Source organism: Longimicrobium terrae, from assembly GCF_014202995.1.
GTDB lineage: Bacteria > Gemmatimonadota > Gemmatimonadetes > Longimicrobiales > Longimicrobiaceae > Longimicrobium > Longimicrobium terrae.
Genome location: NZ_JACHIA010000012.1, coordinates 24,271 through 41,350 on the forward strand (window position 1 = coordinate 24,271; position 17,080 = coordinate 41,350).

Consider the following 17,080-nt stretch of genomic DNA (forward strand, 5'->3'; position numbering starts at 1 on the left):
GTTCAACGCCTGACCCAGAAACGTGGAGAACCATATGTCACTTGCACTTACGCGAAGAGTTCGCCAGACGGCCATGGTGGTCTGCCTTTGTGGGGCGGGCGGCGCGGCCGCGGCGTGCGCCCCCGCGGTGACGACCCAGCAGGAGGTGCAGCTGGGCGCGGACTATTCCCGTCAGATCAACCAGCAGCTTCCGCTCATCAACGACCAGGCGACGCTGCAGTACGTCAACAACCTGGGCCGGCGCATCGCCGCCGTCGCCGACCCGCGCGGAATCCCGTACAACTTCTACGTCGTCAACTCGGACGTTGTCAACGCCTTTGCCATTCCGGGCGGACACATCTACGTGAACCGCGGCCTGATCGAGCGGTCCACCAACGAGGCGCAGCTGGCCGGCGTGCTTTCGCACGAGATCGGCCATGTGGTGCAGCGGCACAGCATTACGCAGATGCAGCGCGCGCAGAACGCCAACACCGCCATCGGCGTCGTCTACGGCGTGCTGCTGGGGCGCAACCCCGGCGGGCTGGAGCAGGCGGCGGTGCAGGTGGGCGGCAACGCAATCTTCGCCGGCTACACGCGTGACGCGGAGCGCGAGGCGGACGCGGTGGGCGTGGGCTACATGGTGCGCGCCGGCTACAATCCGCAGGGCATCGTTCAGCTGTTCCAGACGCTTCAGTCCATGCAGCAGCGCCAGCCCAGCTCGGTGGAGCAGTGGTTTGCCACCCACCCGTCGGAGCAGGAGCGCGTGGCCAACACGCAGGCGCTCATCGCCCGCACGGCGGGCGCCACGGCCAGCAACCTGATCCTGGACCGCCAGTCGTTCCAGACCTTCCGCTCGCGCGTGCAGTCGCTGCGTCCGGCTCCTTCGGACCGCCGGTGAGCGTGCCGGCCACGCCGCGGCCCGGACGGCGCATGCGCCTTCCGCGGATCGGAACCGGGCTGCTGGCGTGCGCCGGCCTGCTTGCGCTGGGCGGGTGCGTGAGCGAGCAGAAGGAGCAGGACATCGGCGACCAGGTGGCGGCGCAGATCAACGCGCAGGTGCCGCTGGTGCGCGACGTGCCGCTCACGCTGTACGTGAACGACCTGGGACGGCTGATCGCCAGCAAGAGCGCGCGGCCGGACCTGAACTATCACTTCTACATCGTCGACACGCCGGGGCTGAACGCGTTCGCGCTCCCCGGCGGGCACATCTACGTCAACCGCGGCCTCATCGAGCGCACCCGCAACGTCAGCGAACTGGCGGGGGTGCTGGCGCACGAGATCGGGCACGTGGCGGCGCGGCACGGCGCGCAGAACCTGCAGCGGCAGATGCGCTCGCAGGGAATGGCCAGCACCATGTACCACCTGATTCTGGGGCGCGAGCCGCTGCTTGACCAGGACGCGCTGGCGCTGGGCGGGGCCATGTGGAACGCGCAGCACTCGCGCGCCGACGAGGCCGAGGCCGACCAGCTGGCGGTGCAGTACCTGGTGGCGTCGGGCGTGGACCCGCGCGGCATGCTGAGTCTGTTCAGCACGCTGATGGAAGAGGAGCGGCACGATCCGCAGGCGCTGCGGGCGGAGCAGTCGTGGTTCAGCACGCACCCCGCCACGGCCGCGCGCATGAACGCCACGCGGGCCCAGATCCGCAGCGTGATGGCGGCGCCGCACGGCGCGCTGGCCAGCAACAACCCGTCGTACGGCGCGTTTCTGCGGCGGCTGGACCGGCTGCCCACGCCGCTGCTGCTTCCGCTGCCGCCCGGACACCCCGGGCTGCCCGGCGGACCCGGGCCGGTGATGGTGCCGCCCGGACCCGCGGGGCCTGTGCGCGGTGGGCCCTGACGGTGCGGGCGCGGTGGATGAACGAGGGGCGATCCGGCAACCGGGCGCCCCTCGCCGCGTTTCATGGCCGCCCTGTCGTCCTCCGCCGCGGATGGACGGGCCCCGCGGTTGCACGGCGGCGCGGCGCAGGCGAGTTTCTGCATCCACCGAACCCATCCCGATCCGGACACCGACCGCATGCCGATGACCGCCACGCCTCCCATCGCCCTCACCATCGCCGGCTCGGATTCCGGCGGGGGCGCGGGGATCCAGGCCGACCTCAAGACGTTTCAGGCGTTCGGCTGCTTCGGCACGTCCGCCATCACCGCGATTACGGTGCAGAACACGCTGGGGGTGTCCGGCGTGCACTCCATTCCGGTGGATACGGTGCAGGCGCAGATCCGCGCCGTGGCGGACGATCTGCCCCCCGCGGCCTGCAAGACGGGGATGCTGGCGACGTCGGAGCTGGTGCGCGCGGTGGCGGAATCCATTCGCGTCAACCGGCTGCCGAACTTCGTGCTGGACCCGGTGATGGTGGCCAGCAGCGGCGACCGGCTGCTGGACGAGGACGCGCAGCGAACGATTGTGGAGCACCTGCTGCCCCTGGCCGCGCTGGTGACGCCCAACCTGGACGAGGCGGCGCTGCTGGTGGGCTTTCCGGTGGATGATCCGGAGGCGATGCGCCGGGCGGCGGTGCGGCTGGTGGAACTGGGGGCGAAGGCGGCGCTGCTCAAGGGCGGGCATCTGCGCTCGGAGGAACTGGTGGATCTGCTGTGGGATGGCCGCGAGTGGCGGGAATGGCGCCGGCCGCGGCTGGACACGCGCAGCACGCACGGAACGGGGTGCACGCTCTCCGCCGGGATCGCGGCGGGGCTGGCGCACGGCCGCCCGCTGGACCGCGCGGTGGAGGACGCGCTGGATTTCGTGCAGCGCGCGATGCAGTCGGCGCCGGGGCTGGGCGCGGGGCACGGGCCGCTGAACCACCTGGTGCCTGGGCCGGCGTAGGGGCTGATGATGGGGGATGATGCGGTGCGTTGGGCGGAGTTCGACGGCGGCCCCCACCCGGGCTCGTACTACTCGCCCACCCTCCCCCAAAAAAGACTGGGGGAGGGTTGGGGCGGGCGGATAGCTCGATGCGGGTAGCGGAGCTGGGAGGCGCGAAGGAGTATCCTGAGCGGATGAATCCGCCGCTCGAACACCGCAAAGCCCCGACACCGGCCACTGGCACGTCCGGTTCGGGGCTTCAACTGCATCGGGATTGCGCCACCCGCGACGCAATCCGCCGCCGCGCTGAGGTCTCCCCCTCTCCCGCTTGCGGGAGAGGGGGCCGGGGGGTGAGGGCTGCCCGCGGCCGCGACAATCCGTCCGGAACACACGAATCCGCAGTTGTCTCCTTCCGTGCGCGGCTTGCACCGGCAGGGGCCGGGAGAGCAGCCGCGATGCGCCGTCATCCCCCGAAGCAGAAGGGCCCCGCACTCGCGTGAGTGCGGGGCCCTTTCGTCATCCATCCACCGAAACCGGCGCGATCAGCGGTTGGCCAGTGCGGATTCGGCGCGGGGCGCCTCGGCCGTGGCGATCTCCGGCGTGGCGAGGCGCTGGCGGGAGCCGCTCTCCAGCTGGCGGCGGAAGTCCGACTCGTCCGACAGGTCGCGCAGCGCGCGGTCCATCCCGTGAAGCTGCTCTTCCATCAGCGCCAGGCGCCGCTCCATCAACAGCGTCGCATCGTTCTGGCCCTGGATCTCGCGATACCGGCCCAGCGCCTCCATCAGCGGCTTCAACGCCACACGCATCGTAATGCCGGTGATGGGGATCAGCACGGTGAGGCTGCCGAGAATGATCCCCGTCATCGCGACGAGTGCTTCGGTGGGCTCCATGGAAGCAAACTCCTGAATTTGATGATGTGCGGGCGCGGACAGGCCCGGGCGAAAGGCGCACCCGGGCCAGAGGCGCGTCTGCGCCGGTCCGGGGGCTGTACGGCAGAGATGAATCGTGAGTTTCGCGCCCGTGAAGCCGGGCGTGACGGAATGTAACGCGAGGCGCGCGTGGCGTGTATTCCTTCCGGATCGCGCGTCCCGTCCAACGCGGCGGGACGGGATCCATCCGTGGCGCGCCCGGGGGAGGGCGCGCCACGGAGGAATGCGCGTCAGTTGGCGGCTTCGGAGGCCAGGTTGCTCCCGGCGATGCGCGGCAGGACCCCGCGGACGAGCGCCGCAAGCTGGTCGCGCACGCGTGCGCCCACTTCCATGACCTCGTCGTGCGACAGCTTCTGCCCGCCCAGCCCCGCGGCCAGGTTGGTGATGCACGAAATGCCCAGGCACTTTACCCCGATGGCCGAGGCCACCAGCACCTCAGGCACGGTGGACATGCCGACCGCGTCCGCGCCCAGCCGTCCCAGCATCCGCACTTCCGCCAGCGTCTCGTAGCTGGGCCCCAGCAGCCCCGCGTACACGCCCTCCGTCACCGGAATGCGAAGGTCGCGCGCCACCTCGGCGGCGGCGCGGCGGAACGCCAGGTCGTATGGCTCCGACATGTCGGGAAAGCGCGTTTCCCCCGGAAAGGTGGGGCCGATGAGCGGGTTGCGGAACATGAGGTTCAGGTGGTCCGCGATGATCATCAGGTCGCCGGGCACGAAGCCGGGGCGAATGCCGCCGGCCGCGTTGGTCAGCAGCATGGTTTCCGCGCCCAGCGCCGCCAGCGCGCGGATGGGGAGCGCCACGTCCGCGGGCTCCCATCCCTCGTACAGGTGAAAACGGCCCTGCATGGCGACGACTTCCACGCTGTTCATCCGCCCGGCCACCAGCTGCCCCGCATGCCCCGCCAGCGCCTGCGTGCGGCGCGGAAACCCGGGGATTTCGTCGAAGGGAACGCGCACGGCGTCCTCGATTTCATCCGCCAGCCCGCCCAGGCCGCTGCCCAGCACCAGGATGGCGTGCGGCGCGCGGGTAAAGCGCTCGCGCAGAAAGGTAACCGTGTCGTGAATCGGGGTGCCGTGCATCAGCGTCTCCATGGTGGACCGGGAAAGCGCCAATCTCAACCGCCGCTCCGCCCGCGTCAACGGCACCCCGGGCCAGCACCCGCTCCAGGCGGGTCATCCGCGGGCGAGAGAAACATCTGCCGCCCCGGACCCTTCCCTTTCAAGCCATCAGCAGCGACATTAGTCGACACCCACCTTTCCACGTTTTTTCTGGAGAACGTACCATGAAGAAGCTGAAGCTCGAGCTGGACCAGCTGGAAGTCAGCTCGTTCACCGCGCAGGACGAGGAGAAGGCCAGCGGCACCGTGAATGGCATGGCGACGTACTACCCCGACGGGTGCCGCCCCAGCTACTACAAGACGGAATGCCTCTGTACGGGCGCGGAAGGGTGCTATCCCTCGCTGTACTGCAGCCAGGGCGGCGTCGGGCCCGGCGAGCCGTACGGCACCTGCTACGCGGGGTGCATGACCAACGCGAACGGCGAGTGCTGATCGTTCCGGCACGGCGCGGATAGCGGAAAAGGCCGGCCCGGATGCATTCGGGCCGGCCTTTGCTTTTCACACCTTTTCCGACCGTCAGCGATTGACGGTGCGCAGGCCGGCTTCCGGGTAGCGCGTTCCGGACGCGGCGCCGGCGGGGAACACCGCCTCGATGCGCGCCAGGTCGTCCGCGGTGAGCTGCACCTCCGTCGCGCCCGCGTTCTCCTCCAGGTAGCGCACATGCTTGGTGCCGGGGATGGGCACCAGGTCGTTGCCCTGCGCCAGCACCCAGGCCAGCGCCAGCTGCGACGCGGTCACGCCCTTTTCCCGGGCGATCTCCTGCACGCGGTTGACGAGGTCCAGGTTCTTCTGGAAGTTTTCGCCCTGAAAGCGCGGGCTGTCGCGCCGGTAGTCGTCCGCGGGCAGGTCGTCAAAGGTGCGGAATCGGCCCGTCAGAAAGCCGCGGCCCAGCGGGCTGTACGGTACGAACCCGATCCCCAGCTCGCGCGTGGCCTGCAGGATGCCGTTTTCCTCCACGTCGCGCGTCCACAGCGAATACTCCGTCTGCAGCGCGGCGATGGGGTGCACGGCGTGGGCGCGACGCACCGTGTCTGCCGCGGCCTCGCTCAATCCCAGGTGGCGCACCTTGCCGGCCTGCACCAGCTCGGCCATGGCGCCAACCGTGTCTTCGATGGGCACCTTGTCATCCACCCGGTGCTGGTAGTACAGGTCGATGTGGTCCACGCCCAGCCGCCGCAGCGAGGCGTCGCACGCCTCCCGCACGTACTCCGGATCGCCGCGGATGCCCATGAACGCTCCGGACTCCGAGCGCTGGTTGCCGAACTTGGTGGCGATCACCACCTCGTCGCGGCGTCCGCGGATGCCGCGGCCGACCAGTTCCTCGTTGGTGAACGGGCCGTACATATCGGCCGTGTCCAGAAAGGTGATGCCCATGTCCAGCGCGCGGTGCAGCGTGGCAATGGACTCCGCCTCGCTTCCGCCCTGGTAGAAGTCGCTCATCCCCATGCAGCCGAGCCCCAGCTCGGAAACCACAAGCCCCTGCCCAAGCGTCCGTGACTTCATTCCCGCTCTCCGTTCAGAATTCCGAGATCCTGCTGCCACCCGCCACCGCCCGCACACTCCGCGCCGGTGCGTCCCGGCGGATGGTTCGCGCATGGCGGGCCGCTCTCGCGCTGCTGGCGTGCGGGGCGGCCGGGTGTGCCGCGACGGAAAAGGATACGGCGGACGCGGTGGCGGGCTGCTACGCGCTCCGCTGGTTTCACGCGGACACGCTGGTCAGCGCGCCCGGCCTGCCGGACAGCGTGCGCCTGGACACCGCGCCGGACTGCCCCGCCTGCCGCGGCGAGTCCGCCCGCGCGTGGCGGATCACGTTCGCCGGGCACCGCCGGGAGCCCGAACCCGTGACCGACACCATGGCGCCGCCGCTTCCCCGGGAGTGGGACCGGCTGTATCCGTCCGCCCGATGGACGGTTCCGGCGCGTGGCTCGGTGCGGATGGTTTTTCACGACAACTACACGGGGTATGTCCTCGCTCTCCGGGTTGATGGCAACGAACTGCGCGGAACGTCGCGGTTCACGACCCATGAGGGCGGCGTGCCTCCCTCGCCGCCCGATCCGGTCATCGCGACCCGCTTCGCCTGTCCGGCGGACTGACCGGCGGGATCACGATCCTTGACGCGGCACCACCGTCGCACAATACTTAATCACATGCTTAACCATCCTCCGTCACTCGACCTCCTGTTTCACGCGCTGGCCGATCCCACCCGCCGGGTCATGGTGGAACGGCTGAGCCGCGGGCCCGTGTCGGTAAGCGACCTGGCGCAGCCGCTCACCATATCGCTTCCCGCCGTCATGCAGCACCTGCGGGTGCTGGAGGAAAGCGGGCTGGTGCGGTCGGAAAAGGTGGGGCGGGTGCGCACCTGCCGCATCGAGCCGGCGGCGCTGCGCAGCGCGGAGCAGTGGATCATGGACCGGCGCGCCACGTGGGAGCACCGCCTGGACCGCCTGGGCGAATTCCTCGCGGCGGAGGACCGACCATCAACCCCGGAGTAGATCATGGCCGAACGATCGGTGGAATACGCGACCTTTTCGATCGAACGCACCTATCCCGCCGCTGTCGAGCGGGTGTATGCCGCCTGGGCGGATCCGGCGCGCAAGGCGGAGTGGTTCGCCTGCCACGCGGACTATTCGATGGACTTTCGCGTGGGCGGGCGCGAGTTCAGCCGCGGGGGTGAGCCCGGCGGGCCGGTGTACACGACGGAGATCCGCTTTCAGGACATCGTTCCCGGCGAGCGCATCGTCTACACGTACGATGTCCTGCGGGATGAGGCGCGCATGTCGGTTTCCGTCGTCACCGTGCTGTTTGAGCAGGACGGCGGGGGCACGCGGATGACGTTCAACGAGCAGGGCGTGTTTCTGGACGGCCACGACAACGCCGCGCAGCGCGAGCACGGAACGCGGATGGGGCTGGAGCGGCTGGACGCACTGATGGGCGGCGGCGTCCCCGTGCACTGATCCGCTTCGCGCCACATGCGGTCCGGTACGGTGGACGAAAAGAGGGCCGGGAGCGATTCCCGGCCCTCTTTCTTATCCGCGGAACTGGCGTGCGGATCAGCGCGTGTCCGGGCAGGTGCAGTCAGTGGCGCAGCGCGTCCAGTCGATGTACGAGGGCGCGAACACCGCTTCCCGCGCGAGGACGGTGCCGGCATCGCCGGTCCGCTCGGCCGTGACCGCAAACGACTGCACCGACACCGCATCCAGGTCCAGCGTGAGCTTCTTCATCTGCCTTCTCGCCTTGCTGTTGAGGGAAGTTGAAAATTTCCAATCGGCCGCCAATCCCGCCACCGGCCGGTCAGCGCTCGTCGTCGCGCGTGCAGCTGGTGATGCACTGCGACGGCCGCCACGACGGTTCCGCGGCCTCGTCCGCGGCCTGGGGCGCGCGCACCGCGTTGCCGACGGCAAAGGACTGCACCGAGATCGTATCCAGGTCCAGGGTAAGCTTGTTCATCCGCGCCTCGCCTTGCTGTGGGAAGACTGCGTTCTTCGCGTGGTTGTCCGGTCCCGCGCGGCGGGATCAGCGCTCGTCGTCGCGGGTGCAGCTGGTGATGCACTGCGACGGGCGCAGGTACGAGGGCGCGAGTTCCTCGCCGTCGTGGCCGCGCACCGTGCCCCACGTGGGCGTCGCGCCCTCTTCCGTCGCAAAGGACTGCACCGAAACCGAGTCCAGCTCCAGCGTGAGCTTCTTCATCCTCGCCTCGCCTTGCACAGGGTAGACAGGAACCTTTTCCGCTCATTCACGCGAATTGCGGACCACCATCACACAATCGCCACCCGCAATCAGAATGTCAGCGATATGGCGGATCAGGGACGATCCCGTACACTCCTTCCCGCCCCGTGGTTCGCATGGGGACTGCCGAACCCCGAATCGAAAGACTCTTTTCCAGACCCTCTTGCGCGAATGGCGATGTACGGCGACATTCGTTTCACGCGCACACATTCGGCCACAACGGCAGACTTCGAGATGAGCTTCGACACCGCTTCCAGAACACGGGCGCGGATGTCGGGAACGGGCTGGCTGGGCGCGCGATCCGGGCAGTACAGAGGAGCGGGGCCGCACACCCCGTGATCCATCACTCGCAGACCTGAACCGGGAGCACGCCATGAGCAAGCGCAAGCTGAAGCTGGAAGACGTGGAGATCGAGTCGTTCGCGACCGCCCGCGCCGTTGAAGGAAAGGGTACCGTGGAGGCCAACGAGATGGAAACGGTCGGCGAGGGCACCTGCATGGGCCAGACCGGCGCGTGCACGGCCTGCCCTCCTCTCCACTGCTACTGAGGCACGCTGGCCCGGCTGCGCGCCGGGCTGGCTGAACGCGCAGAATCCGGGGAGCACAGAGGGAACGGGGCCGCACCCGCCGTCGATCCATCACTCGCATACCTGAGCCAGGAGCACACCATGACCAAGCACAAGCTGAAGCTGGAAGACGTGGAGATCGAGTCCTTCGTGACCGCCGCCACGCCCAAGGCCGAGGGCACGGTGAGAGCCAACGCCATGCGCACCGAAGACACCTGCCGCGGCCAGACCGGCCTTTGCACGGGCTGTACGCCGATCGCCTGCTACTGAAGCACCGCTGACTCCGTCCCCCGCGCCCGGCGCGGGGGACGGATTTGCTGGGGAGCATGGGGTGCGGCCCCACTCTCTCTTTCCGACACCGGGGAGCCACGCCAGCACGGCGCGGCTTCCCGGTTCCGCGTTCGGGGCGGGATGGGATGAGGATGGCGGATTCGGTGCGTCGGAGGGGAGCTTACGCCGGAGGTACCCAAACAGAGGTCCATGTGCTCTGGATGGTGCCGCGCGGTTGGAGGGGCCCCCTCTCCCCGGCCCTCTCCCCCGCTCCGCGGGAGAAAGGGAGACCTCAGCGTGGCGGATGGCGCGGTGGATCACGGCAGTTGCTCGGGAGGCGGAGGTCCCGCGGATCGGGGTGATTGCAGGCCAGCGCCGCCGAGTCTGCGCCCGCCGTTCCTGGGCTGAAGCTGGCGGAACGCATCGTGCTCGTCGCGGGGGGATGATTCGGGGCCTGAGCCAGGATGGATGATGCGGTGGATGATGATGGCGGCGTGCGCGTCGCTGGTGGCGGGGAGCGCGGCCGCCCAGACGACCCCGGCGGATACGACCGCCTGCGGCGGCAACGGTGCGGGACGGGCGGTGGCGGATTCGGTCGCGGGCGACTCCGCGGGATCGGCGATGATCCGCATCGACGCGCGGTTCACGGCGGAGTCCATCCGCTTGAACGCGCCCGCGTCGGCGCGCGTGGTGGTGCCCGGGTGCGCTCCGGGCAGCGGCGTGCGCGTGGAGCGGCAGAACCTGCCCGAGCGGCTGGAGCCGGGGACGACGTACCGCAACGGCGGCATGCGCATCATCATCCAGGCGGATGCGGTGCTGGCCTGCCGCCTGGCCGCCGCCCTCGCCGCGCCGACGGGTACGTCCGCTGCGGCGGGGCTCGATCAGGCGATCTGCGGCCCGGCTCCCGATCCTGCAGCGGCTGCGCCGACCGCGACGACGACCGTGTCACCATCGGCGCCTGCATTGAGACCGGCGCCTACATCGACAACGGCACCTCCACCCGCGACGACACCTGCATCACCGACGCCTGCACCCAGGACGCCGTAGCACGCGGAGTTTCCGGTAAAGTCCTGGCCGACGAATTCGGGCATCAGCCTCACGGTCCTGCCGTGGGGCTTTTTGCGTGCATGTGGGATGATGCGGTTTGCTGGGCGGAGTCCAGGGCGGCCCCCACCCGGGCCGGCACCACCGGCCCACCCTCCCCCAAAAAAGACTGGGGGAGGGTTGGGGCGGGCAGATGGGGCGGCGCAGTAGGCGAAATTCGGCCGGTGCCGAAGTGTGTTGAGCGGATGAATCCGCCGCTCGAACAGCGCCAAGCCCCGACACCGGCCGCTGGCGCGTCCGGTTCGGGGCTTCAACTGCGTTTGGGGATACGGCAGCCAGTCCGCGGGGACGACTTCGTATATCTCGAGGCGCAGTTCCACCCGCCGGGCCGCAGCAAGCCGATCCACACCGTCGTCGGCCCCCGCTCTGAGGTCTCCCCCTCTCCCGCTTGCGGGAGAGGGGGCCGGGGGGTGAGGGCTGCCCGCGGCCGCGACACACCATGCGGATCGCACGGACGCCGCCCCCTCGCCGTGCTGTTCATCCTCGATCACACACGAGGCGGAAAAAGAAGAGGGCCCCACCGCGGTGCGGTGGGGCCCTCTTCATCCGTCCATCATCCCGAAGCGGTCAGGGACGGACCGCGCCGGTGGCCTGCCCCAGCACGCGCGTGCCCGTGACCTGGCCGGCCTGGTTCAGCGTCACCTCGATGGTGCGCCCCGCCGTGTCGCGCACCTGCCGCACCAGCCCGCCCGCCGTGCCGGCGGTTTCGCTGATTACCGGAAGGCGCAGCACGTCGCCAATCGCGTTGGAGCCCACCACGCGGCCGGCCGTATCCAGCGTCTGCTCCAGGATCTGCCCCGTCGGCGTGACGATGGTGTTCACCGTCTGGCCCAGGGTGTTCACCGTCTGCCCCAGCGTGTTGACGGTCTGCGTCAGCAGGCCGCCGGGACGCGTGGTGTTGTCGAGCGTCTGGCCCACCACGCCCACCGCCTGGCTGGCCACGCCGCCCGGCTGCAGCAGCGTGTTGCCCACCTGCCCCACGGTGCCGACCGCGTTATTCACCGTGTTGGTGAGCGCGGCCACGATCTGCGGGTTGTTGTCGACGAACGTCATGGTGCGGTCCACCACCTGGTACACGTTGTCCAGGTCCACCAGCAGCAGCGCCTGGGCCTGCACGCCGTACAATCCCAGGTCTACGCTGGCGATGCGGACGTCGGCGCCGGCGCTGATCTGCACCAGGTTGGCCACCTGCGCGTCCAGCGCCAGATGCACGTCCAGGTTGCGCACGCCCAGCGTAATGGCGTCCACGCAGAGCGCGGGCACGTCCAGCACCACGTCGTAGCCGCGCTGGTCGGCCGGGGGCGCGTGCTCGGTGCGGGGCTGCGTGGCCTGCGGCGTCTGCAGGCACGACGCCGCGGGCTCGTTGGACGCGCGCCTGCGCTGCGCGGATGCATCCGCCGCCGTCGCCAGCGTCGCGATCGCCACCACCGCCAGCGCGGCGGTCCTGCTCGGTCCGTGCATTCTGCGTCTCTCCCTCACCCGTGTACGCCGGCCTTCCCGTGGGCGGCGCCTTTCGCAAGATCCCGGCCCAATGCCAGATCCGTCACACGAGCACGCTTTTTCGACCGGGTGAGCACGATGACAGATGCACGGATGCTCGACGTCTCGCGCCCGCCGGACCGGCCCGAAAGGCGGGTTGTGCGTGCCCTCCCCGTGATTGCGCGGAGGACGCGAACGGGCCGCCGCCGCGGGACACGCACGCCGATCCCCGCGGTCCATCGAACGCGACCGGCTCTTACCAGGGAACGGGGCCGTTCTCGTCAGAAAAGGTGCCCGTGGGGCCGTCGTCGCCGATGAGGGCGAGGCGCACCGGCTCGCGCGCGCCCTCTTCCAGGCTGCGGGTGCCGCGGAAGTTGTTCAGCGCGGTGGAGGTGAAGCCCGGGCAGGCCGCGTTGACCTTGATGTTCGTGTCCTCGAGCGCCAGGGCAAAGCCGAGCATGACCGCGTGCGCGGCGGCCTTGGATGCCGAGTAGTTGCCGAACATCCGGCGGTGAGAATTCGCTGGATCGGAGTTCAGCGTGAGCGAACCGCCCGAGGTGGCGGTGATGACGATGCGTCCGGCGGGCGCCTCGCGAAGCAGCGGCAGCATGGCCTGCGTGACCGCGACGACGCCGATCACGTTCGTCTCGAACACGGTGCGCACATCCTCGATGGGCGCATCGGTCAGAAGATTGGTCCGGATCGCCACGTCGAACGGCTGATCCGGCTGTGCGCGCGAGATGCCCGCGTTGTTCATCAGCACATCCAGCCGGCCGAACTCGCCGCGGATGCGCCCGGCCGCCGCCGCGATGGATGCCTGGTTCGTGACGTCGATCTGGATAGCGTGCGCACCCTCGCCGATCTCCCGGGCGGCTGCCCTGCCCTTTTCCAGGTCGCGCGCGCCGACCAGCACCGTCAGACCGTGCGCGACGAGTTGTTTTGCGATCTGGAGACCGATCCCCTGGTTCGCCCCGGTGACCAGAGCCACGCGCCTGTCATGCATGATGTACCTCTCCTCAGTTGAACTCGAGATGCCGGGCGTCACCGGATGTATGACGCGGCGCACCCAAGCGGAACACGATTCCACATAATACGGAATCTCGTTCCGCTTAGCAATGCACCGTGGGCATTCGCGCGTGCTGGTGAGACCGAGGCTCGGCCGCGTCGTCGTCGAATCCACCCGGAACACCCCGGCCCGATGCCAATCCGGGCACAAGGCATGGAAATTGACCCCGGCTGCTCCGCCCATCGCCACAACCGGCGGGGGCGGACGGTTCCGCGCGCGGGGCCACGCACCGAGGGACTGAAGAGGCGACCGTGATTCGAGGGCATCAGATGGTGTGGGCCGCGCTGGCCCTGGTGGTGGCCGCGGCGCCCGTGGCGGCGCAGACTCGGCCGGCCGCGCAGGTCCGGGCCGCCGCTCCGCGCACCGGCATCGACTCCATCCAGGGCACGGCCAACTACGACGTCGTGCTGGAGGTGCCCCGCCTGTCGGTGGATTCCATCATCCTCACGGTCGACACGCTGGACGCGCAGCTTTCCGCGCGGGCCCGGGTGCTGAACTTCGTTTCGCTGGATGCGGGCGCCACGGTGCACATCGACAGCGTGGGCCTGCGCATTCAGGGCGTGGGCGCGCAGGCGTTTCTGTACGTGGACCTGGACAACGTCGCGCGGATCGTGACGCGCGTGGTTCAGACGCTGGACCGCAATCCGGAGATCGTCACCAGCCTGCTGGGCGCGGTGGACAACACGCTCAACACCGTGGGCGGCGTGGCCAACACGGCGCTGCGGCCGGGCGGCGTGGTGAGCCAGACGGTGGGCACGGTCGGCCAGACGCTGAACAACCTTACGCAGCCGGGCGGCGTGCTGACGCAGACCGTCAACACGCTCGGCCAGACGGTGCAGACCACGCTGACCACCGCGGGCGGGCTGGTGACGCGGACGCTGGATACCACCGGGCGCGTGGTGGGGCAGCAGAACCTGGGCGCGCTCACCAGCCTTCCGGCGCTGCGCCAGACGACCAACGCCGCGGGGCAGCTGGTGCGGCAGGTGCGCACGCCGGCCGGGCAGACGGTGGAGTACGTGACGGACCAGGGCGGCCGCGTGCTGGGCGCGCGCATTCTGGGGCAGGCCGCCGCCCCGCGCTGATCCGCGCCGGAGCCATCCGGATCACGACAGCGAACGGCGCCACGGAGAACTCTCCGCGGCGCCGTTTCCGTTCATCTAATGCGATCCGCGCCATCGGCACAGCGGAAACCCGCCGCGGGCCCATCACGTACGCCCTCGCATGACTCGGCCAAAACGCACGCCAAGGTTCTGGGACGGGATGGATGTGAGGGCGGTCCTGACCACCGCTGCCGTGCTCGTCCTGGCCGGCTCCATCGTGTATTCCTCGGACGGCGAGGACGGCAGCAGCCGGTTCTGCCGGTTCCAGTATCAAGGCGCCCGAACGGCGCGCGACACGGCCGCGGCGGACGGAACGCTGGTAAGTCGCAGACCTTATGAGGAGACCTGTGGAATGCTGCGGCGCGATGGAACGCTGGCGCGCTACGAGGCCTCGCACCCCGCCGTTGAGTCTGAATGACGAAACCCAGACCTACCCCCCGGCCGTGGGACGGAATCCCCAAAGGATCAATCGTCGCCGTTGTGATCGTCGTCGCCGTGTGCCTGGCGGGATTCGGGTATGCCGCGTCCATGTGGGACACATCACCGAAGCTGTGCATCGCGGAGTATGAATCGGCACGCACGGCCGCCGACACGGCCCGTATCGATGCGTTCACCCTGTCCGAAGACACGAACGCGCTGACATGCGGATTGATGCGGCGCAACGGGACGCTGGCGCGATACGAGGCCTCGCACCCCGACCGCTGAGCCGGAGATGACGAAACGCAGGCGCAGGCCTCGGCCGTGGGACGGCGTCCCGGCACGATCCATCGTGGGGATCCCCATCGTCGTGATCGCTTCTCTGGTGGCGTTCGCCTACGCAGTCCTTCCGTGGGACCGGCCCATCAACCGGTGCATCGCGGAGTACGCCGTGGCGCGGACAGCCGAGGGCTCGTCCAAGGTCGATGTGTTTATCGCGGCGGGGAGAGCAACGAGTGGCACCACGTGCGGGATGATGCGGCGCGACGGCACAATCGCCCGGCATCAGGCATCACGCAGAACATCGGCGGGGGCGAGATGAGGCTGGCCGGCCTTCTGCCCAGGAATCAGCCGTGGATTGGACCCGCGCTGCTGGGGATCTTTGGCGTGCTTCTGATGGCCTGGTACGGATCCACGTTGATCCTCATCGTCATGAACGGGCCCCACGGCGCTGCACGTTCCTGTCTTGAGAAGTACGCGGGGGCACGCTCAGCCGCGGATACGGCTGCGGTGGATGCGGAATACCCGGCGGGGGCACGGCCGGCGGACGACAAGTGCGGCCTGCTGCGCCGCAATGGTACGGTGTCGCGCTACGAGGCTTCCCGGGCGCGGGGGGCGTCGGCTGAGGAGAGATAACAAAGAGGCGGGGCGGATCTACTCCGCCGCGCGTTTTCGTTTGAGCTTTCCGGGAAGGGATGAAACACGGTTCGCGCCGGTTTCGTATCCATCCGCATGACATACTGGATTGGACGACCGGACCCGATGGACCGCCAAGGCTTCCGCCCGCCCGCGTGGGTGGTGCAGGCGGCGGGCATCATCGCCGTAATGCTGGCGCTGTTCTACATCGAGATGAACTGGAACCGGCGGCTCCACCTCTGCACGGTCATGTACCGGCGGTCGAGCACGGCGGCGGACACGGCGGCGTTCGATGACGCTTTCGGAGGACTCGACAACTCCTGCCTGAAGATGCGGCAGGACGGAACACTCGCGCGGCACGAGGCCAGGCACGGCCTCTGGTAATTGCTTCATCGCAGCGGAAACATCCACGCGGCGCGGCTCCATTCCGGGGCCGCGCCGCGCTGCGTTCCGGCGATCCGGCGCGCGGGTTGCGCATGACGGGAAACGGGCGGCTGCCCGCCACACACGTGGCGCGGCGGACCGCCCGTTCCTCATCCACCAGAGACCGATGCCGGCCGACTTTCTTCTGTACGGATCGTACGGATACACGGGCCGCCTGATCGCGGAACGGGCGCGCGAGGCGGGCCTGACGCCGCTGCTGGCCGGGCGCGACGGCCCGGCGCTGGCGGCGCAGTCCGCGGAACTGGGCGTTCCGTATCGCACGTTCGCGCTGGATGACAACGATGCGCTGGACGCCGCCCTGCGCGATACGCGGGTGGTGCTGCACGCGGCGGGGCCGTTCTCGCGCACGTCGCGGCCCATGGTGGAGGCGTGCCTGCGCACGTCGTCGCACTACCTGGACATCACCGGCGAGATCGCGGTCTTTGAGGCCGCCGCCCGCCGCGACGAGCAGGCGCGCGCGGCGGGCGTCATGCTGCTGCCGGGCGCGGGGTTCGACGTGGTGCCGTCCGACTGCCTGGCCGCGCATCTCAAGCGGCGGCTGCCTGGGGCCACGCGGCTGTCGCTGGCGTTTCAGACCGTCGGCGGGCCCTCGCGCGGGACGCTGAACACGATGGCCGAATCCATCGATCAGGGCGGAGCGGTGCGCCGGGACGGCCGCATCACCCGCGTGCCGGCCGCATGGGCCACGCGCGAGGTGGATTTCGGGCGCGGGCCGGTGGCCGTCACGACGATTCCGTGGGGCGACGTATCGACCGCGTTCCACAGCACCGGCATCCCCGACATCCAGGTGTACACCCGGATGCCCTCACGGCAGGCCCGGCTGCTGCGCGCCACGCGGCGCCTGGGATGGCTGACGGGTTCCGCGCCGGTGCAGGGGTTGATGAAGCGCAGAATCCGCCGCGGTCCGGCGGGGCCCACGCCGGAGCAGCGGGCCCGCGGCCTCACCCTGCTCTGGGGCGAGGCGGAGGACAATGCCGGCCATCGTGCCGTGAGCCGCATGCGCGCGCCGGAGGGCTACACGCTCACCGCCCGCACCGCCGTGGAAGCCGTGCGCCGCGTGCTGGCCGGCCACGCGCCTTCCGGATTCCAGACGCCGTCGCGCGTCTTTGGCGCGGACTGGATTACGGAGTTCGAGGGCGTGGAGCGGGTGGATGTGGAGTAGGGAAG

The 17,080-nt window shown here is 69.5% G+C and carries 23 protein-coding genes; 15 read left to right on the plus strand and 8 right to left on the minus strand.

Translation table 11 applies throughout. The features are described 5' to 3' along the window. Window positions 1–34 precede the first annotated feature (34 nt). The 3 genes from HNQ61_RS17945 to thiD all read left to right on the plus strand — a co-directional run bounded on the left by HNQ61_RS17945 (window position 35) and on the right by thiD (window position 2,799). Window positions 35–877, plus strand: a complete 843-nt coding sequence (locus tag HNQ61_RS17945; protein WP_205761531.1) for a M48 family metallopeptidase — start codon at window positions 35–37, stop codon at window positions 875–877. A gap of 32 nt (window positions 878–909) precedes the next feature. Next, window positions 910–1,815 carry a M48 family metallopeptidase gene (locus tag HNQ61_RS17950; RefSeq protein WP_170034829.1) on the plus strand — a complete coding sequence of 302 codons (906 nt, stop codon included), beginning with the start codon at window positions 910–912 and terminating at the stop codon, window positions 1,813–1,815. A gap of 183 nt (window positions 1,816–1,998) precedes the next feature. Next, the gene (gene thiD, locus HNQ61_RS17955) at window positions 1,999–2,799 is read left to right on the plus strand and encodes a bifunctional hydroxymethylpyrimidine kinase/phosphomethylpyrimidine kinase (protein ID WP_183685733.1); all 801 of its coding nucleotides are present in this window, start codon (window positions 1,999–2,001) and stop codon (window positions 2,797–2,799) included. 521 nt (window positions 2,800–3,320) lie between these two features. On the opposite strand, the gene HNQ61_RS17960 is transcribed toward thiD, so the two are convergent. Beyond that, window positions 3,321–3,668: a hypothetical protein gene (locus HNQ61_RS17960; RefSeq protein WP_170034827.1), complete on the minus strand. Its 348-nt coding sequence runs from the start codon at window positions 3,666–3,668 to the stop codon at window positions 3,321–3,323. A 269-nt stretch (window positions 3,669–3,937) separates the two neighbouring features. After that, complete coding sequence (locus HNQ61_RS17965) at window positions 3,938–4,789, minus strand: purine-nucleoside phosphorylase (protein WP_170034826.1); 852 nt, start codon at window positions 4,787–4,789, stop codon at window positions 3,938–3,940. A 203-nt stretch (window positions 4,790–4,992) separates the two neighbouring features. Between HNQ61_RS17965 and HNQ61_RS17970 the strand changes: the two genes are divergently transcribed. After that, complete coding sequence (locus HNQ61_RS17970) at window positions 4,993–5,259, plus strand: hypothetical protein (protein WP_170034825.1); 267 nt, start codon at window positions 4,993–4,995, stop codon at window positions 5,257–5,259. Between the two features lie 84 nt (window positions 5,260–5,343). Here HNQ61_RS17970 and HNQ61_RS17975 read toward each other — a convergent pair whose 3' ends face one another. Continuing rightward, complete coding sequence (locus tag HNQ61_RS17975) at window positions 5,344–6,330, minus strand: aldo/keto reductase (protein ID WP_170034824.1); 987 nt, start codon at window positions 6,328–6,330, stop codon at window positions 5,344–5,346. Window positions 6,331–6,410: 80 nt separating this feature from the next. Here HNQ61_RS17975 and HNQ61_RS17980 point away from each other — a divergent pair, with 80 nt between their 5' ends. From HNQ61_RS17980 to HNQ61_RS17990, 3 genes are read left to right on the plus strand one after another with little or no spacing between them, the layout of a single operon-like run. Beyond that, complete coding sequence (locus tag HNQ61_RS17980) at window positions 6,411–6,920, plus strand: hypothetical protein (RefSeq protein WP_170034823.1); 510 nt, start codon at window positions 6,411–6,413, stop codon at window positions 6,918–6,920. Between the two features lie 54 nt (window positions 6,921–6,974). After that, window positions 6,975–7,319 (plus strand): ArsR/SmtB family transcription factor, encoded by a 345-nt coding sequence (locus HNQ61_RS17985; protein WP_170034822.1) that lies wholly within the window; start codon window positions 6,975–6,977, stop codon window positions 7,317–7,319. Between the two features lie 3 nt (window positions 7,320–7,322). After that, complete coding sequence (locus HNQ61_RS17990) at window positions 7,323–7,781, plus strand: SRPBCC family protein (RefSeq protein WP_170034821.1); 459 nt, start codon at window positions 7,323–7,325, stop codon at window positions 7,779–7,781. A 96-nt stretch (window positions 7,782–7,877) separates the two neighbouring features. Here the strand turns inward: HNQ61_RS17990 and HNQ61_RS17995 are convergent, their stop codons facing one another. From HNQ61_RS17995 to HNQ61_RS18005, 3 genes are all read right to left on the minus strand, one after another. Continuing rightward, window positions 7,878–8,048 carry a hypothetical protein gene (locus HNQ61_RS17995; RefSeq protein ID WP_170034820.1) on the minus strand — a complete coding sequence of 57 codons (171 nt, stop codon included), beginning with the start codon at window positions 8,046–8,048 and terminating at the stop codon, window positions 7,878–7,880. A 70-nt stretch (window positions 8,049–8,118) separates the two neighbouring features. Beyond that, the gene (locus HNQ61_RS18000) at window positions 8,119–8,274 is read right to left on the minus strand and encodes a hypothetical protein (protein WP_170034819.1); all 156 of its coding nucleotides are present in this window, start codon (window positions 8,272–8,274) and stop codon (window positions 8,119–8,121) included. Between the two features lie 66 nt (window positions 8,275–8,340). After that, window positions 8,341–8,514 carry a hypothetical protein gene (locus HNQ61_RS18005; protein WP_170034818.1) on the minus strand — a complete coding sequence of 58 codons (174 nt, stop codon included), beginning with the start codon at window positions 8,512–8,514 and terminating at the stop codon, window positions 8,341–8,343. A 412-nt stretch (window positions 8,515–8,926) separates the two neighbouring features. On the opposite strand from HNQ61_RS18005, the gene HNQ61_RS18010 reads away from it, so the two are divergent. The 3 genes from HNQ61_RS18010 (at window position 8,927) to HNQ61_RS18020 (ending at window position 10,435) form a co-directional block, all read left to right on the plus strand. Further along, complete coding sequence (locus HNQ61_RS18010; protein WP_170034817.1) at window positions 8,927–9,100, plus strand: hypothetical protein; 174 nt, start codon at window positions 8,927–8,929, stop codon at window positions 9,098–9,100. Window positions 9,101–9,220: 120 nt separating this feature from the next. Further along, window positions 9,221–9,388 (plus strand): pinensin family lanthipeptide, encoded by a 168-nt coding sequence (locus HNQ61_RS18015; protein WP_170034816.1) that lies wholly within the window; start codon window positions 9,221–9,223, stop codon window positions 9,386–9,388. Window positions 9,389–9,856: 468 nt separating this feature from the next. Beyond that, a complete protein-coding gene (locus HNQ61_RS18020; protein WP_170034815.1) occupies window positions 9,857–10,435 on the plus strand; it encodes a hypothetical protein in 579 nt (192 codons plus the stop codon). Window positions 10,436–11,059: 624 nt separating this feature from the next. On the opposite strand, the gene HNQ61_RS18025 is transcribed toward HNQ61_RS18020, so the two are convergent. Both HNQ61_RS18025 and HNQ61_RS18030 read right to left on the minus strand, forming a co-directional pair. Continuing rightward, a complete protein-coding gene (locus tag HNQ61_RS18025) occupies window positions 11,060–11,953 on the minus strand; it encodes a hypothetical protein (RefSeq protein ID WP_205761520.1) in 894 nt (297 codons plus the stop codon). 274 nt (window positions 11,954–12,227) lie between these two features. Beyond that, window positions 12,228–12,974, minus strand: a complete 747-nt coding sequence (locus tag HNQ61_RS18030) for an SDR family NAD(P)-dependent oxidoreductase (protein ID WP_170034814.1) — start codon at window positions 12,972–12,974, stop codon at window positions 12,228–12,230. 314 nt (window positions 12,975–13,288) lie between these two features. Between HNQ61_RS18030 and HNQ61_RS18035 the strand changes: the two genes are divergently transcribed. From HNQ61_RS18035 to HNQ61_RS18055, 5 genes are all read left to right on the plus strand, one after another. Beyond that, window positions 13,289–14,119: a hypothetical protein gene (locus tag HNQ61_RS18035; protein ID WP_170034813.1), complete on the plus strand. Its 831-nt coding sequence runs from the start codon at window positions 13,289–13,291 to the stop codon at window positions 14,117–14,119. A 178-nt stretch (window positions 14,120–14,297) separates the two neighbouring features. Then, entirely contained in the window at window positions 14,298–14,555 is a 258-nt protein-coding gene (locus HNQ61_RS18040; RefSeq protein WP_170034812.1) for a hypothetical protein, read from the plus strand. Continuing rightward, window positions 14,552–14,842, plus strand: coding sequence for a hypothetical protein (locus HNQ61_RS18045; RefSeq protein ID WP_170034811.1), 291 nt, complete (start codon window positions 14,552–14,554; stop codon window positions 14,840–14,842). Before HNQ61_RS18040 ends, HNQ61_RS18045 begins: the two co-directional genes overlap by 4 nt. Window positions 14,843–15,595: 753 nt before the next feature. Next, window positions 15,596–15,853, plus strand: coding sequence for a hypothetical protein (locus HNQ61_RS18050; protein ID WP_183685736.1), 258 nt, complete (start codon window positions 15,596–15,598; stop codon window positions 15,851–15,853). Between the two features lie 166 nt (window positions 15,854–16,019). After that, a complete protein-coding gene (locus HNQ61_RS18055) occupies window positions 16,020–17,075 on the plus strand; it encodes a saccharopine dehydrogenase family protein (RefSeq protein ID WP_170034809.1) in 1,056 nt (351 codons plus the stop codon). The last annotated feature ends 5 nt before the right edge of the window (window positions 17,076–17,080 follow it).